This is a genomic window from Exiguobacterium sp. s132, from assembly GCF_018617235.1.
Taxonomy (GTDB): domain Bacteria; phylum Bacillota; class Bacilli; order Exiguobacteriales; family Exiguobacteriaceae; genus Exiguobacterium; species Exiguobacterium profundum.
Map to the genome: position 1 here is coordinate 746538 of NZ_JACSJU010000001.1, position 16553 is coordinate 763090.

Sequence of the window (16553 nt, forward strand, 5' to 3'; positions counted from 1 at the left end):
CTTCCTTCCTGTTTGTTCGACTCAGAGCGTCGCCGAGCTTATGAAAATCAGTAACCATGAGATTCCGAGAAACACGGTGAATAAAAAGAGACAGACGATGACATAACAGCAAATGTATTGCCAATAGGACAACCGTTTTGATTGATAATAATGGTATGTAAAACTGAATGTCGCAATCCCAATCACTAAGAAAGCGACCATATCCCAGATGATTCCGACTTTCAAAAATGATGGGGTAAGAAATGAAGCGACGAGTGCAAGCGCGACGGTCACTATCCCAGTAGAGATGGCAGCGGATGGTGTTGAAGTGTTTTCCAACAGATCACCTCCTAGTATATTACAAGTGTAATTTTACACTTAAAGTAGTCGATGTCAATTCCCGAATAAAAAAATCCTCCCGAGGAAGGATTTTTTCACGTGTCATCTTTATTCGTTAAATAGGTAGTGAGCGGATAAACACCAATACTCTGTAAGACAAGAGAGAGGAGGATGACGGCAAAGGCGAGAGAAATCATTTCGCTCGATCCGTCAATGTTCTCTGCCTCTAGCCAGAGGACGAGGGCAATCGACATTGTTCCTTTAATCCCGGACCAAGTAAGGAGAGAAGTCGCTGTCAAATCGTCTTTAAATTCCTTTCGCCAGACAGGGATGGAATAGACGAGACCGCCGACAACGATGAACCGGGTCAAGATGGAAAGGAAGAATAATAGGGCTGCGAACGTCCAGAGCGATATAGACAGGTAGCTGGTCGCTTCGATTCCAATCAACAAGAACAAGAGAGCGAGTAGCATGGGAATCACAATATCCCAAAATCCATCCAAGTGACGCTGGACCGATTCATAATTTTCTTTCATGCCAAGCTCATGGGAGAGCATCATGCCTGCTGTCACGGTCGCAAGGACACCCGATACTTCCAGCGCGTCGGCAAGATAGAAAGCCCCGTACGCGATGACGATCGTCAACATGACGAGTTCATGCTTTTTAAAACTGATAATCATCAATTTTTTAAGTACAAATCCAAAGACGAAGCCGATCCCGATTCCTCCAGCAGACACTATCAAAAATTCACTTAAAAAGCTAAGCGTGGAGAATCGCTCTCCCGTTGCGAACATACTAAGAAAAATCGTGAAGATGACGACACTCGTCCCGTCGTTCACCATCGATTCACCTTCGACGACGTCCGCAATCCGCTTCTCTCCTTTACTCCGCTTTAAGATAGCGGTCACAGAAACAGGGTCGGTTGGAATCAAGATGGACGCCAATAAGAAAGAGGCGGTCAAACTGAGTGGTGTAAACAACTCACTGATCCAAAACGTGCCATATCCCATCAAGATGGCAGTCAAGACAAGACCGACCGTACTCAATATCGTGATGATCCCGATATTGTCTTTCAAATCTTTGTATTTGAACTGATAAGCCGATGTAAATAGAAGTGCCGGTAGGAACACCTCGAAGATCATATCTTTTGAAATGAATACCGAATCAAAAAAAGCGATATATGAGAGCGCTATTCCGATCAATACCAAGATGACCGGAACCGGAAAATAATTTCGTTTGGAATCAATCAAATAAATGAAATAGCCAATCAGTAGTAATGTGATGATTTGCTGCGCAATCATGACGACGCCCTCCTCTACAATCAACATGCTATACATTATCTTCCCATTCGAGGTCTAATCAAACGAAAAATGTGGAATATAGGTGGTAGTACATGTCATTTATTCAGGGAGGAATCAATATGGGAAACCCGATTGGAGAGTTATCTTGGACGTTTTATTCCGAATGTGAGGTGCCGAATGATATCACGGAGTCATTCATCGATGGGGAGCGGGCGGTCGCTGCCTATAAGACTGTCCGTGACGTCGCCGTCTTCACGAACAAACGTCTGATTGTCCGTGACGCACAAGGACTGACGGGTAAAAAAATTGAGGTCTACTCGCTTCCGTACGACTCAATCAATATGTACTCGACGGAGAATGCGGGGAGGATGTTCGACTTTAATTCCGAAGTCCAGCTGTTCACTCGCGCCGGTACAATTAAAATTAATTTGAACAAGAAAGTGGACGTGCGTAAGTTCGACCGTCTGCTCGCGGAAGCAATTTTGTAAAACAGTGGACCGAAAATCTTTCGGTCCTTTTATTTGGATTTTTCTGACAATCTCTTATTATACATGATACGATCATACATAATGTGTAACGGAGGTTACGATGCGATTTACAACCCGATTATTGATGATGATGTTCGGCAGTTTGGTGTTGGTGACTGGATTGATTCATCTGGCTCGTTTATTTTGGGAATGGTTTCACGACCCGACAAAAGGTGGAATCGTGCTTTTCTTTTCTGGAGAGGACGGAACCAGCAGTGATGAATATGGAGGGAAGTTTCGTCTGAAAGATGATGAGGATTTTCAATTCTTGAAGAATGACTTTTTAGACTATACGTTCGAAACAGGAGGGACAGTAACCGAGTCGGGAAATTCATACTGGTTATGGTTCCTTATTGGGGGTTTGATTGTTCTTCTGATTTTGACGCTCAGCGTGCTAAGGAAAAGAAAGCGTGTCGTCTCGACCATTGATTTCTTGAGTGACGCCGTAAAACGAAGAGAGCGTAAGGCTAAAGCAAATGGATTTGTGGAATCCAAAGAGGTTCAATGGACCGATAATGCGATTCTGAATGCGCTCATCCAGTTCAATCTGGACTTGCCGATTGCCTCAAGACACCAGTCGAATGAGACGGTGAGAGATTGGTTCAAGCGGATCGGCGTGGAAGAAGTGGACCTCTCCCCATATTGGAAATCGAGATATATGGATGTAGTGGTGAGTGATGAAGAATCTAGACGATTTCGAGCGGCGTTGGAGTTTAAGCGATTCGAAGACGGTAAGGGGTGATGGTGTATGAACGATGAAATAGAGGTGGTTGTTTCCGATGCGCGCAAGTCAATGGGTTCCGCTCGTTTGGTCAAGACCAATCATCAATTCTACATCCATTGGAATGGGTTGATCATAGACTTCAAACGGCATGAATATGTGTCAGGTATTCGAATCATCGACGAGAATTACTTGTTCATTTGGGCGTTTACGATAGAAGGAGAACCAATCAATGCGTGGGTGCTGGATACGCATGGACAGATCAATCATTCCTTTCATGCAGGAAACGCGATTTCAGCAGTTGTAATGAACGATACGGGAATCTGGATTGGATATGGGGACGAGGGCATCTTTGGAGATGGGATCTCGACCGAGGCACTCGTCTGTTTCTCAAAGGAGGGAACCGTACGTTTTCGCTATAATCAAGAGGTCAGAAAGGGCCCGGTCCTTCATGATTGTGACGTGATGTGTGCATCAGAGAAGGGGGTGTGGGTCATCTCTTCAATCGACGGTCGTCTCGTCCATGTCCAAGTGGACGGACGGATTGACTCCTATCCGATGCCACGTCATCTCCTTGACTGTTCCTCGTTGACTATTGAAAACGGTGTAGCCTATGTCGGAAATGAGGAAAAGATTTATCGTTGGCCGTTCAAGGAGAGGAGACGTGCCGAAGTCTTTCAGAATGAAACCAATAATAAGAGAGTATATTAGCTTGCAATATATTTCAAACACCGTATTTTTTAATCATATATAGACAGGGATGAACTAAGTGATTGTACCAATCAATACTAGTATGCAAGAAGACATTCGCAATTTTTTTGTTAAACATTGGGGTTCAACTCAAATGGTCGTTTCTTCGGGAACATACGATTGTGCAGAGCTCGAAGGATTTGTCTACATGAAAACAAATCAAATTCACGGTCTTGTTACGTATGTTATTCGGGATGAAGAAGTAGAAATCATATCTCTTGATAGTCTGATAGAGAATAGTGGGATCGGCTCTCACTTACTCCATGCTGTTGAAGAAATTGGTATGCAGCACGGAGTTAAGCAATTAATCGTCATCACAACCAATGATAATTTGAGAGCGCTTGGCTTTTATCAACGTCGTGGCTATCGTCTAGAACGAATCATTCATGATGCGGTGACGCGGGCAAGAAAACTGAAAGCGACAATCCCACATGTCGGATATGATAAGATTCCTTTATTGGATGAAATTTTACTCATCAAAAAACTGAAAGAACAGAAATGAGGAATTCACATGATCCGTTTTGGCATTATTGGTACAAACTTCATCACAGACTGGTTTATTGACACAATCAATCAGTTGAATGACGTAGAAGTAACAGCTCTCTATTCGCGCACGGATTCGCGTGCTAACGAATATGCAGCGAGTCACTCCATCTTACATACGTTCACGTCACTTGAAGAGATGGCGAAGAGTGATGTCATCGATGCCATCTATATTGCGAGTCCGAACTCACTTCACGCCGAACAGAGTATCTTGTTCATGCAGCATGGCAAACACGTCCTCTGTGAAAAACCACTCGCCTCGAACGTCCAGGAAGTGACTCGTTTGGTTGAAGTGGCGAAGGAGAACCAGGTCGTCTTACTTGAAGCACTTCGAAACTTGTTCATGCCGAATTTTGAACGGATTCAAAAGGCGATGGAGCGAATTGCTCCGGTGCGTCGGGCCGTCTTTAATAAATCACAGTATTCTTCACGGTATGACCTCTATAAACAAGGGGAGAACCCGAATACGTTCAATCCTGCATTCTCGAACGGTTCGTTGATGGACCTTGGTGTGTATCTCCTTGGTCCTGCTTTAAAACTGTTCGGTCAACCAAATGATATCCAGGCGAGCGGTGTGAAGCTGGAATCTGGAGTGGACGGGAGCGGAACGGTCATTCTCTCTTATGACGATTTGGATGTGATCATCATGCATTCAAAGATTCATGCGACATCGACTCCTTCTGAGATCATCGGGGAAAAAGGACGCATCGTCATCGACGATATTGCGACGTGTGATGAAGTCCGTCTAGAGTTGCGAGATGGCACGTCAGAAATCGTATCAGAATCACAGAATGCTCCGATGTCATATGAGATCGAAGCATTCGTCCGTGCGATCGAAGCTAGTGCTTCGGAAACAGTTGTACATTCAGCAAATGACATGATTCGTCTTGCTGATGTGATGACGAACGTTCGAACACAGCTTGGCGTGGTCTATCCAGCAGACAAATAAATACAAACTTAAAACGGTCCTCGATGTCATGTGCGCATCGAGGACCGTTCCCGTTATTCTTTGTTCAAATAGAGATATCTCAGAAACAGCCCCAGAACAATCGTCATAACGACAGCGGGAATGAGTCCGATGAGCAGTAATGTGTTCATACCGTTTCCTTTCTGAGCGATTCGAGACGTTCATGCATCTCATCAAAGGAATGGTTGTCCGTCAACATGCTGAGCTCTGCATCGGCAAGTTCTTTCAATTGAGTTGACCACTCTCGTTCAATCTCGACTTCAGCTTTACTGATTTCCGTGTTGGCCCGTTCGATTTGCTTCGTATGAATCGTTTCAAGACGCGACCGAATCATATCGCGAAGAAGTGAGGTCAACTCATCCTTCAGTTGCGTCCGTCCGTCTCCCTCGAAAAATTGACTCGCATTCTTATAGCGCTTCAATACCGACTGATAAGGTGATGTCTCGAGATGAATCGGTTCGACAGCCTCTCGTAACCATGCCACGTCGAGGTCATGGTCAAATTCAAGCGTCGGAAGGAGCGACGCTTGACGCTCGGTCAACCGTTCGACCAAGGCTACGAATTCGCGTTTAACATATCGCTCCAACCGATACTGGAACACTTGGAGCTCTTGCTGGATATCGTAGGCGTATTTGTCGAGTGTACGTCCGAGTGCGCGCTCCAGGCTCTTTCTCGATCCGTCGACCTCGACCGGATGGAACGTCTCCTTGACGAAGTCCGAGAGGCGGAGGAGCGAACGCGTCTCGAGGTGGGCGAGGAGTTCTTTCGCTTCCCGATCAAACAGGTCAATGAGTGCTGACATATCGAGTGCCGGTGGGTTCTCGAGTAAAGCAATCAATTGTTGACGACGATGTTCTTTCGCCGACGCGTCTTCTTTCGCTTCATTCAATACACGATCAAATGTAGCGAGTAGCGCTGTCGTTTCTTCCTGTATACGCATCGCGTTGGCGAGGCGAAGGTCTTTGTCGACATAGCGTTCAAGTGTTGAGACGAACCGGTCAAACCCAGCATCATCGCCCTGCATGGCGTTTCGGCTTGAGATGGGTAGGACGGTCGGTCTCCGAACACCGAGCGCGGTCAACTGTTGTGCCACGTAATCCGTGACAGCATCCCGTTCTTCTTCATCTGTCGCAAGGTCAGACGCATTGACGAGGAAGAACATCTCGTGATCTCCAGTCCCTTGGACACGGCCAAGCTGAATGACGAGCTCCCGGTCTGCTTCGGTGAACGCATGGTTGTAATAGGTGACGAACAAGACGGCGTCCGCATCACGCATATAACCGAACTGGACCTCGCTATGTCGGTTGAACTGTGAATCGGCCCCCGGCGTATCGACGAAGACGATGCCACGATCTGCCCACGGTGAGTCGAGATAAAGTTCGATCTCTTTCACGATGCAGCTCTTCTCTTCTTGTGCGACGAATGCGCAGAACGTGTCATAGTCGACGACTTCCGTTCGTCCGAGGTACTCGAGCGGTGCCGATTTTACGGCATTGACGAACGGGTGATCGACATCGAGAGAGGCGAGGGAAGTCCCATAACCTTGTAACTCCTCTTCGAGTTCATCGTGTGATTTGAAGGTGATCGATGCAGTTCGATTTGTCCGTCCGTTCGGCGGGACGATCTTTGTGATGGATGCCGTCAACGGGTTAGGGGACGTCGGTAATACCGTCTCACCGAATAGCGCATTGAGAGTCGAGGACTTTCCAGCCGAAAATGCTCCGAAGATGGCGAACGTGTACTGTTCATGCTTCGCACGCTCGATTTTCTTGCGTAATGTCGAGACACGGGAGCGGAATAACGGATGATTCTCTAATATTTCACATACCGCATTTTCATAAGAAAAATCAAAATCAAATAAATGATGACCATCTTCCAAAATCAACGTCGATGCAACCTCTGATTCAACAACATTCGACTGTTTTTCCGGGAGATACGTTGCATCGACATAGTTTCGAACAGCCAACTGATTCACTTGATTCGAATCAAGTTGAAACTCCTTATATTTTCGAATCGAGTCCAAACGGTTCGAAAGACGAATCCGTAACGCCTCCGTATCGAGTGCTTCGTACAACGCTTCCTCTTCAGTCGTAAATTGTTCCAAACGCAAATCGACTTCCGCCTTCATATACGTATCCGTCGAGTGGACCCAAGGTTCCGATACTTTCGTTACCCAGGACGCGAGGGCCGTCTCGATGTCACGACTAAACTGCAACACCGTATCACCGCTGAGGGATGCACCCGACTTCACTTGTTCGGTGATGAGTGAATTCGGTGCAATCGGGAGGACATCTCCTTTTGGTAGCAACGTTTCAGGTAGTTTCAAATCTCGGATGATGTCTTCCGCGAACTTCACGAGATGTGGGCGCAAGTTCATGTCAATCAGACGGTTGAACTCTTTGACTGCCACTTCCTCACGACGAGCTCGTTCTTGCTTCGTCTTCTCTTTTGAGAATAAGAGACCGACCTTGAAGGACGGGGCACAACTCTCGAGATAGGACCGCAACAACTCACGGAACTCATAAGTCATGATCGGCGCACTTTGAACGATCGGAGTTTGGTGTTTAAAGAACTCACGACGGAATGAGGTCCACCATGACCGTTTCTTTTCAAGACGATGTAGACGAGATTGCATTTCCTTCGGGCTCTTTTCATAGGTTGGCAATTGGTCCAACATCGATTGAATCGATGTTTCGTTGCGGCGGACTAGCGTATGAATCAATGCATCCGCATGCTCAACTTGTTGCTGTTTTGCCTCGTCGATGACTTGACGTACATATGACCGCAAGCGCTCGACTTCGTTATGCGGATGTTGCCCATCACGAAGTGAAATGTAGAATGTGTCATTTGGGACGATGTCATGATGTCGGAACGCTTTCGTCAATGACGCTTTGAACTCCACGAAAGAGAGTTCACACTCATCATGCTTGTCGATTTGGTTGATGATGATGGAGTAGGGACGTCCTTCCCGGCTAAATTGTTTCATCAGCCCGATGTTTTGTTCCGATTGCACATGGTTGTAGTCCATCATGAAGAACAGATGATCGGCCAAGAAGAGCGAACGTTCTGTCGCTTGGCGATGACGTTCATCCGTCGAATCGATCCCTGGCGTATCCATCAAGACGACGTGTTCGTCAAACGGGAATCGATCGATGGTATACTCGACTTCCTTGATTTCTTCCACTTTGCAATAGTCACTGATGTTTGATAGGGAAGAAGGATCTAATGAAATCCAATCCGTATCATTGATTGCGACGGCTGCCGCTGATTCGCCACCCCGTAATGTGACGATGTTGGCACTCGTCGGAATCGGACTTGTCGGAAGGAACCCTTCCTCTAGCCAGTCATTGAGCAATGTCGACTTTCCGGCTGAGAAGTGACCACAGACGGCAATCCATACTTCTTCATTTGTTACTTTTTGTAGGGCGGTACGGGCGAGTCGTGCAGCGTCCGTCATCTCCTCTTGTTCAAACGTTAAAGCGAGTCGTGCCAATTGTTCTTGTTGTTCGTGCATGTTTCCCATCCCCTAATTATGATTCCGTCGTGATGCCGACACGGTGTCCGACATAGTCATCGTCCGTTAAACAAGCCATCACCAAATCGGCAACGTCATCTCTCGAAATTGGACCTGAATGTTTCGTCCCCAATACCTCTTTTGACACGATGATTTCACCGGTAGATTGCTCATCGATCAGTTGAGTCGGACAGATGACCGTGAAGGCTAAGCCTGAATCCCGTAATAACTCATAAGCACGGGCGTGATCTTCGGCTGCGGTTGTCATCGTACGCTTCGATTCTTTCGTTTCAAAGCGGTAGTTGTCGCTGTCATGCGCCTGCAAGATGCCTGCGGTCCCGACCGTGATGATGCGTGTCACATTAAACTGTTTCATCGCTTCGATCACGAGTGGTGTGAATGTTGATAATACGTTTTGTTTGTCCGTCCCTAATGCCGATATGACAACATCTGCAGATCGAACCGTTTCAAAGACAGCGTCTCGATCGGTCGCATCTCCTAAAATTTCATCGATTTCTTCATTGGAACCTAGCGATTGTCTCGTTAGCAGTGTGACACGATGTCCCTTTTTGAGTAGGCGTTCAAGCACCCGTTCCCCAGTACGGCCACTTCCACCGAATAAAGCAATTGTTGACAAGTAAACCCCTCCCCATCAAGATGAAAGAAATATCCAACGCCATCATAACACGGAAGCGTTCACAAAACTGCCTGAAATGGTTCATTTCCCCTTGAAAAGAATATGGTACGTTTTAGAATTGAGGAAGAAGGCAAAAAATACATATGACAGGTGTAAGAGAGGAAGGCACCATTACATGAAATTTGGGGCTAGAACAATTAAGACTGGGCTATCGGTCGCAATCGTCCTACTGATTGCCGAGGCATTTCAATTCCAACAAATCGTCGTCCCGGCACTCGCTGCGTCACTCGCGCTCCTGCCGTCAGTTTATCAGACTGGGCTTCGCTTAATCGAAGAGATGAAAGGGAACCTGATTGGAGCATTACTCTCCGTCGGATTTCTGCTACTCACTCCGAATCCGACACCAATCGCTATCGGATTCGTCATCATCATCGCCATCTCTATTCTTCTCTTTTTAAATTTAGAATCGACGACACGGACCGTCATCTTGACGACGATTCTCATCATGGAAGGGGCGAGCCAGTCGGATATGCCGGTGTGGGTGTTTGCGGGCGAACGTTATCTACTCATTATGATGGGGATTACGGTCGCATTGATTGTGAATGCACTATTGTTCCCACCTCGCTACGAGCGGAAACTCGAAGCACAAATCACCGACACATTTCAAATGGTTGTTCGGATCGCACGCTTGTTTGCGGAGACGGAAGGCGGCCGCTCCTCATTCGACTCGTTACCAGAGACGAAAAAGTTGCATAGCGACTCAAAACAAACGTACGCCTATTTTGAAGAAGAAATTAAAGCGAATCGATGGCTTGAGAAGAAGACACCGATCTTCCGTCGAGCTGTCCTGAAGTCTAAAATGATTGAGACGAACCGTGCCGCGCTCCATGTCATCGAGAAGCTCGATCATGATTTTCATACGATTGAACAACTTCCTCCACAATTGAGCGAAGAGCTGTATCGCCACATTCGTCACTTGTTGCGTCGACATGAGCGTCTGTTTTCAGCCTACGAGCTTGAGAACGAGCACCTCATCGATCGGGAAGAGGATCTCATCCATGAGAACTTTGACTTTGCGAAGTTAATGATTGAGAGGATGCGAGAAGAAGAGGAAGAACTCATTCTCATCGTCGTGCCGCTCGTGGCGACGATGACCGACTGGGTCAAGGCAATGAATGAACTCGAACGCTATCTTGTCACGGAAATGAAGAAACATGGAGACAACCTAAAAGTGGAACCACGTAAGAAATGGTTTTTTGAAGACTGAGAAGGAAAGATTGATAGAAAACCTAAAGGAGTACTCGAAACCGTGTGCACCTTTAGGTTTTTGTGTGTATAAAATATTTATAGAATGACCTATATAAAAGACGAATGAACCTCTTCAATCTCTTTTGTACAAACGTACAAGTGCCAGACAAACAAAAACTAAGGAAATGAACACAATCAAACTGATTTTTTGTATATAAATTGTAAGATCATAGTACTCATGGAAGTAAAAGATGTGCGGCCAAGGCATAAACTCACCTCGTGTAATAACCTCGATGAGTGTATAGGTTAGTACGAGGGCAATCGCATACTCGAAGCTTTTTAGAAGAAGTACCAGAGCTGCTCCAAGCCACCAAAAGAGAGTTAGCAAAAGTAGATGGTGAACTAGTATTAATGGATTTGTTTGAAGCAATCGGAACGCACCATCAATATTAAATAGCAATAAAAGATACCCCATAACATAAAATGTGAACAGGAACACGAAGTTTAAACTAATCCATTTTCGGTAGTGTGGGATTAATGTGTAATAAGCCCCTGTGTCATATAACGGCTGAAAATAGAGAATGACAGACCATGAAATCCAAGGCAGATAGAGAGAATGGACAATCTGTATACTGAGGTGCAGTTCAGAACTGTCCCTAACTATAACAAGAAGAGAAGCGCAGAATACAAATAGCGGAATAATCCCGAGTAACCGCTGATATCTCCATTCAAACAATTGAATTCTTAGTAAACGGTATATATCCATCATTGCGCCCTCATCACAGCTAAGTAACCATCCGAAAGCCGAGGAACGATTTTCGCATCGCCTTTCTCTTCATCAAAATATCGGATACAGGCTCCGTCTGATGTTTCTTCGATATGTACTACATCATGATCTTTCACCCATTTATTCAATTCTATAAGATTGATTTGCGCTTCCGCCAACGAACCTTCTGCTTTCTTCTTCAATTCCTCAGGTGTGCCTTCGAATAAGACGTGTCCATCGGATAAGAGTCCAATCTTCGTACACAAGAACTCAATATCCTCCACGATATGTGAAGAAATAATGATTGTATGATCATGACTTAAGTCGCGAAGAAGGTTTCGGAAGCGGATTCGTTCTTCGATATCAAGGCCTGCAGTCGGTTCATCGAAGACGAGTATCTCCGGCTCACGCAGCAACAATTGAGCAATCCCAACGCGGCGTCGCATCCCACCTGATAGTTCTTCCATCTTCAGGTGGGATTTATCGGTCAAGTTGACTCTTTCTAACGCTTGTTGAATGACACTCTCTTGTTTCTTGCGGTCGACGATACCTTGCAATAGGGCTAGATGAAAGAGAACTTCTTTTACAGACAAGGAAGGATAAACATTAAAGTCTTGGGCTAAGAAACCAATTATTCCAGCTGTATCTGCATATTTACGTTTCATCATTGATTGACCGTTCACCCGGATATCTCCACCGGACGCATTCGTTAGCCCGCAAATGATTTTCATTAATGTCGTCTTTCCCGCTCCGTTCGACCCAAGGAGACCATATATCCCTTCAATGTTTAGCGAGACATGATCGAGAGCCATATGTTTCTTGTACCTTTTCACGATGTGTTCCACTTGTATCATGGTGTACCTCCAAATCACTTATACTTTTGACGCACTGTTCAAATCCCGATACCATTTTTTCAAAAAGATGAGTTGCTGTTGATGAGTCAATTGCATGAATTCAGATATTTGCTTTTTAGATGTCCTCAGTTCCTCCCCGTTAAGAATTGATTCTAAGAAGAAAGGGTCTGGTTCGAGCGGTGAGGGGAGATTCAATTCGACTGACAGCCAAAAAGCCATCGCATCATCGAATGCCGCTCGTGTCGGCTGGATTTGGCTGTCTGTGTTTGAATGTGACCAAAACAAGGCAGGCATGTATGCCCGAACGACTTCTGGTAGGTCATGATCTAATCGTAAATTGCTCCCCACATGAAGGAGTAAATGCTGATTATCTCGGTAACTGAATTTCTCAAGATTAGGCGATAGGAGGATGATCTTATCAGGCAAGGAGCTTGATATGCCAAACTCTCTTTCAGTGAGTTCATGAATTGATTGAAGCGTTTCTTTTAGAATCGGCCAATACGAGTATGGTGGTGTCCATGACTGATCGACGATTATTTCTTGATCTTCCGCTTGATACGCTTCAAATGATCCCTCAAACAACGTCACCCCTGCCTGTACACCTTCATAATGAGCAGGAGCTTGCTCGATAAGGTTTGTTAAAAACTTAGATTGTGGCGAATAATGCAACGTGACAGGTAAGCTATTCGTTCGATTAATCACAGGTTTAAAGTTCTCAGACCCGAGTCTGCTGTTTGGATAAGATTGTTTTGTTGGATACCAGTTTAACCAAGCAGGCAGATAAGTTACTTCATTAGTGATTGGGAATTGACTTGTGTTTGGGATTGTATATCGGACAGACAATGCAGTTGGTACTCCGAGCGTTACAGCCTCAATCTCGATGAAATCTCCAACTTGATGGAACGAGACTTCTCGCTGGTTTACACTGATATGTTTTACCTCGTAAGGATGATAGAGCGATAACACAATAGTTTCTGTACTCGAAACTAAAGTATAGTCTGCTTCCACTTCGAACTGACCATGTGATTGCTTCGCTAATTTCAACTGAACATTGATTATTTCAAAGTTCAAAAGTGAATCTATTTGTGAAAAATCATATGGATAAGGTAGTTCATAATGTTTTGTCGTTTCCGTATCGAGAGAACGATCGAATACCAACTGGTCATGGCTTAATGCGAAAGAAGCACTAGATGCAATCACTAAGAACAGCATAATTGCCAAGACTGTCATCTGAATACGATGACTCCTTCTGATTGCCCAACACGATATGATCCATAGGGTGAGTCCAAAATGAAAACATAAAATCAACATGTTCTTAATAAATAGTGCGTTGCTACTCAAAAAACCTGTTAGTTCGTAATAGATGACCTCAGGTTGTAGAGGTCCGAAAAAGAAGAAAGCATTCGGGCTATTAAATCCTTTTTCTAAGAAGAACTCAGAAAAAATCTCTGTATTCAGTGGTCCGAACAATATCCATAGGATAAAGAGGACGAGAATGCCGCTTCGCTTTTTTCCGAACAGGAGACCCACATTGATTCCCCATACCGATGCAATTAGTAGTGGAAGTAGATAGAAAGTAAGTGAATGGAATAATAGCTGCTGATAAAAGGACCATGTTTCGATTTGATTAAATGAGAAATAAGTGACGACAGGTAGAAGCCCGAGTAAGATGGCACAAAATGAAAAGAACGTATGTATGAAGAGTATGGCGACAATCTTTTGAAATTGAATCCACACAATGTTCGGAAGAGTCAATTGACTTCTGTATTGTGCCTCATCTGAAGTAAGACGATACATGACTACGCTGACAATCAACATAACACCTTGAATAGGAATCACTATGCCTTCTAAGACATCAGGAAACATCATGTACTCGAACGGATCGTTCACGTTCGCAACGATTTTAAATATGAGGACAATCGGGATAAAGATAAGTGCAATCAAATAGAATTCATTTCGGCTCATCTGTCTAAAATAAAAAGGAATTAATTCTTTTAATATGTTTTGTCTCATAGTTACCTCGATGATTGTGAAGTGATTGAATTGATAACGATATTGATTTAATTATCTCAGCTATATCCTAAGGTGTAAATAAAATCCAATTATATATGAGTCAATAAAGGATTAATGAATTATTTGGTAATAATCTCAAGTTGTGTTAGTCTAGAAAAATCATTGTCTGCGTCAACCGATTCGTTGTCATTATCTACACTTGAAGGGGCAGGGAAATGAAAAAGATTGTATTATCCATTATTTTACGAGTTTTTATGAAGTCTTAAGTACATTCCAGACCGAATCCTGAAACTTTTCGAGAAGAAATGCGTATACAATAAAGACAGATACATAAGACGATAGGGGGATTCACCATGTCAGAAACAACACCGACACCTGAAGAAGGTGTCACACCACAACGAATCAGCGGCACACTTCCAATCGAGGCACGTGCCGTCTTCCGGTTATCAAGTGCGATTTTTTATCTCATCGGACTTCTTGTCACAGGAGCTCTCGTAGCGGCCGCTTACTGGTTCGACTGGCCGACTTGGATACAGATTGGTTTGATCGTGCTACTCGTCATCGATGTCGTCTATAGTTTGATTGATCTCATCTGGTTCCAAAAGTGGAAACAAGAACGATTCACGTATGACGTTCAGCCACTCGAGATTCGGATTCACCATGGGATCATCACGACACACGATGTGCTCATCCCGATGACAAAGGTCCAATATGTTCATGCGGAACAAGGACCGCTTCTCCGTAAATACGGGTTACAGACCATCACCATCGGGACAGCGGCCGGTTCTCACGAAATCTATGCGATTGAAGAGTCGTTCGCCAAGACACTCCGTGAACAGATTGCCATCTATGCACGCATTGAAGAGGAGGATGTCGTATGACCGAGACCGCGTTAACATGGCATCGACTCCCGAGTCGCGTTTTGGTGCTGCGTATTCTCGAAGTCATCAAGTCATTCGCCATTCCAATCGTTTTACTCTTTGTGCTCAATAACGACTGGGACTCGACATTCGGTATCATCATCCGAGTCGGGATTTTACTCTTCCTATTACTCGACATTGTTCAAAAGTTCTTCGGATGGTTAAACTTCCGATATGCCCTCGATGAAAAGACTGTCTATGTCATCGAAGGGAATTGGTTGAAAAAAGAAAAATCGCTTCCACTCTATAAGATTCAAAGTGTTCATTCGAACAGTCCATTCCTCTATCGGTTGCTTGGTGTCGTCGAATTGACGTTCGATACGAATGCCAACAGTGACGATGCTTCTTTCAAATTAGCGGGTGTCTTCCCGACTGAAGCCAAACGACTGGAAGAGATTCTCGAACAGGTCCGTCATCGGAAACAAAGCGGAGTAGCGGTAGATGACTCAGAAGAGTCGGATGAGACACCTGCACAGGCAGCACCGGTACCAAGTCGTCTATTGTACGCCTTATCTACGCGCGAAATCGTATTGGCATCCATCACGTCGCTCTCTGTCTTCGCCATCTTCCCGGTCGCCTCGACGGTTATCTCGTCAATCGACGACTTCATCAACTTGGATGGGGCGTTTAATCAAGTCGAAGATTATGTCGTCCATGCGTCCATCATCGCCATCGGTCTTCTCGTCATCGGAGTGTTGATGGTATCAATCGTGATCGGCATGGTCATCAATTTCTTGAAGTATGGGAACTTCCGACTTGAGCGGAGAGGGGAACGCATTCGCGTCGAGAAGGGATTGTTGAACCGGAGTGCGAAAGAAATCCCATATGAGAAGATCCAAGCGATTCGTATCAAAGAGACGTTCATTCGTCGTTGGTTCCACATCGTCGGGGTCGAACTCGTCGCAGCAGGGACAATGGATGAGTTGAAGGACGAATCGTCGACGATTCTGCCGTTCGTTCGTCGTGACCGAGCGATGCGGGTGCTCCGTGAACACTTCACGCACTTCACATGGTCGGACGAACTACATCGATTACCGAGACGTGCCTTAGGAATCAAACTACTCCGAATCAGCTGGTTCGGCTTCATCATCTCAGGACTCGTGCTTTATTTCTTCCGAGAGTATGCCTGGTGGCTCATGCTCTTATGGGTCATCATCATCGGGGGACGCGTCCTCAGTTACATCACCACAAAATATGTCCGCACGGATCAATTCATCCAGTTACGGACGGGAGCGTTTAACGTCCGCTCATTCTTGACGGACAAACCACGGATCGAACAGATTCAAGTGAAGCAATCGCTCTTGCAGCGCCGTTTCGGGTTATGTACGGTGCAGTTCTCGACACGTGGAGGATTCTTATCAGTCGAGACCATCGATGATATCCCGAAAGAAGAGGCGGACGCCATGCTGAACTGGTTCTCTCGCTATACGGTACAGGAAGATATGAAAACACCGGGCTAACGGATAACCCAGTC

The 16553-nt window shown here is 45.2% G+C and carries 14 protein-coding genes; 8 read left to right on the forward strand and 6 right to left on the reverse strand.

Features of this window, described 5'->3' with window-relative positions:
• Window positions 1-21: 21 nt before the first annotated feature.
• The gene (locus KNO78_RS03830; protein ID WP_159562285.1) at window positions 22-318 is read right to left on the reverse strand and encodes a hypothetical protein; all 297 of its coding nucleotides are present in this window, start codon (window positions 316-318) and stop codon (window positions 22-24) included.
• Between the two features lie 95 nt (window positions 319-413).
• Window positions 414-1619 (reverse strand): cation:proton antiporter, encoded by a 1206-nt coding sequence (locus KNO78_RS03835; protein WP_214690928.1) that lies wholly within the window; start codon window positions 1617-1619, stop codon window positions 414-416.
• Window positions 1620-1738: 119 nt separating this feature from the next.
• Here KNO78_RS03835 and KNO78_RS03840 point away from each other — a divergent pair, with 119 nt between their 5' ends.
• The 5 genes from KNO78_RS03840 (at window position 1739) to KNO78_RS03860 (ending at window position 5109) form a co-directional block, all read left to right on the forward strand.
• Entirely contained in the window at window positions 1739-2107 is a 369-nt protein-coding gene (locus tag KNO78_RS03840; RefSeq protein ID WP_214691275.1) for a PH domain-containing protein, read from the forward strand.
• Between the two features lie 100 nt (window positions 2108-2207).
• Entirely contained in the window at window positions 2208-2888 is a 681-nt protein-coding gene (locus tag KNO78_RS03845) for a BatA domain-containing protein (protein ID WP_214690927.1), read from the forward strand.
• Between the two features lie 6 nt (window positions 2889-2894).
• Window positions 2895-3578: a hypothetical protein gene (locus KNO78_RS03850; RefSeq protein ID WP_214690926.1), complete on the forward strand. Its 684-nt coding sequence runs from the start codon at window positions 2895-2897 to the stop codon at window positions 3576-3578.
• Window positions 3579-3660: 82 nt separating this feature from the next.
• Window positions 3661-4119: a GNAT family N-acetyltransferase gene (locus KNO78_RS03855; RefSeq protein WP_251125283.1), complete on the forward strand. Its 459-nt coding sequence runs from the start codon at window positions 3661-3663 to the stop codon at window positions 4117-4119.
• 9 nt (window positions 4120-4128) lie between these two features.
• The gene (locus KNO78_RS03860; protein WP_214690925.1) at window positions 4129-5109 is read left to right on the forward strand and encodes a Gfo/Idh/MocA family protein; all 981 of its coding nucleotides are present in this window, start codon (window positions 4129-4131) and stop codon (window positions 5107-5109) included.
• Between the two features lie 145 nt (window positions 5110-5254).
• Here KNO78_RS03860 and KNO78_RS03865 read toward each other — a convergent pair whose 3' ends face one another.
• Complete coding sequence (locus tag KNO78_RS03865; RefSeq protein ID WP_214690924.1) at window positions 5255-8641, reverse strand: dynamin family protein; 3387 nt, start codon at window positions 8639-8641, stop codon at window positions 5255-5257.
• Window positions 8642-8657: 16 nt separating this feature from the next.
• Window positions 8658-9278: an NAD(P)-dependent oxidoreductase gene (locus KNO78_RS03870; RefSeq protein WP_159562291.1), complete on the reverse strand. Its 621-nt coding sequence runs from the start codon at window positions 9276-9278 to the stop codon at window positions 8658-8660.
• Window positions 9279-9453: 175 nt separating this feature from the next.
• Between KNO78_RS03870 and KNO78_RS03875 the strand changes: the two genes are divergently transcribed.
• Complete coding sequence (locus KNO78_RS03875; RefSeq protein WP_214690923.1) at window positions 9454-10545, forward strand: FUSC family protein; 1092 nt, start codon at window positions 9454-9456, stop codon at window positions 10543-10545.
• 746 nt (window positions 10546-11291) lie between these two features.
• Here KNO78_RS03875 and KNO78_RS03880 read toward each other — a convergent pair.
• Window positions 11292-12146, reverse strand: coding sequence for an ATP-binding cassette domain-containing protein (locus tag KNO78_RS03880; RefSeq protein WP_214690922.1), 855 nt, complete (start codon window positions 12144-12146; stop codon window positions 11292-11294).
• A gap of 18 nt (window positions 12147-12164) precedes the next feature.
• Window positions 12165-14159: a hypothetical protein gene (locus KNO78_RS03885; RefSeq protein WP_214690921.1), complete on the reverse strand. Its 1995-nt coding sequence runs from the start codon at window positions 14157-14159 to the stop codon at window positions 12165-12167.
• Window positions 14160-14512: 353 nt separating this feature from the next.
• Between KNO78_RS03885 and KNO78_RS03890 the strand changes: the two genes are divergently transcribed.
• Together KNO78_RS03890 and KNO78_RS03895 are read left to right on the forward strand one after the other, a co-directional pair.
• Complete coding sequence (locus KNO78_RS03890; protein ID WP_196430714.1) at window positions 14513-15040, forward strand: PH domain-containing protein; 528 nt, start codon at window positions 14513-14515, stop codon at window positions 15038-15040.
• Window positions 15037-16539, forward strand: a complete 1503-nt coding sequence (locus KNO78_RS03895) for a PH domain-containing protein (RefSeq protein WP_214690920.1) — start codon at window positions 15037-15039, stop codon at window positions 16537-16539. Before KNO78_RS03890 ends, KNO78_RS03895 begins: the two co-directional genes overlap by 4 nt.
• Window positions 16540-16553: the final 14 nt, after the last annotated feature.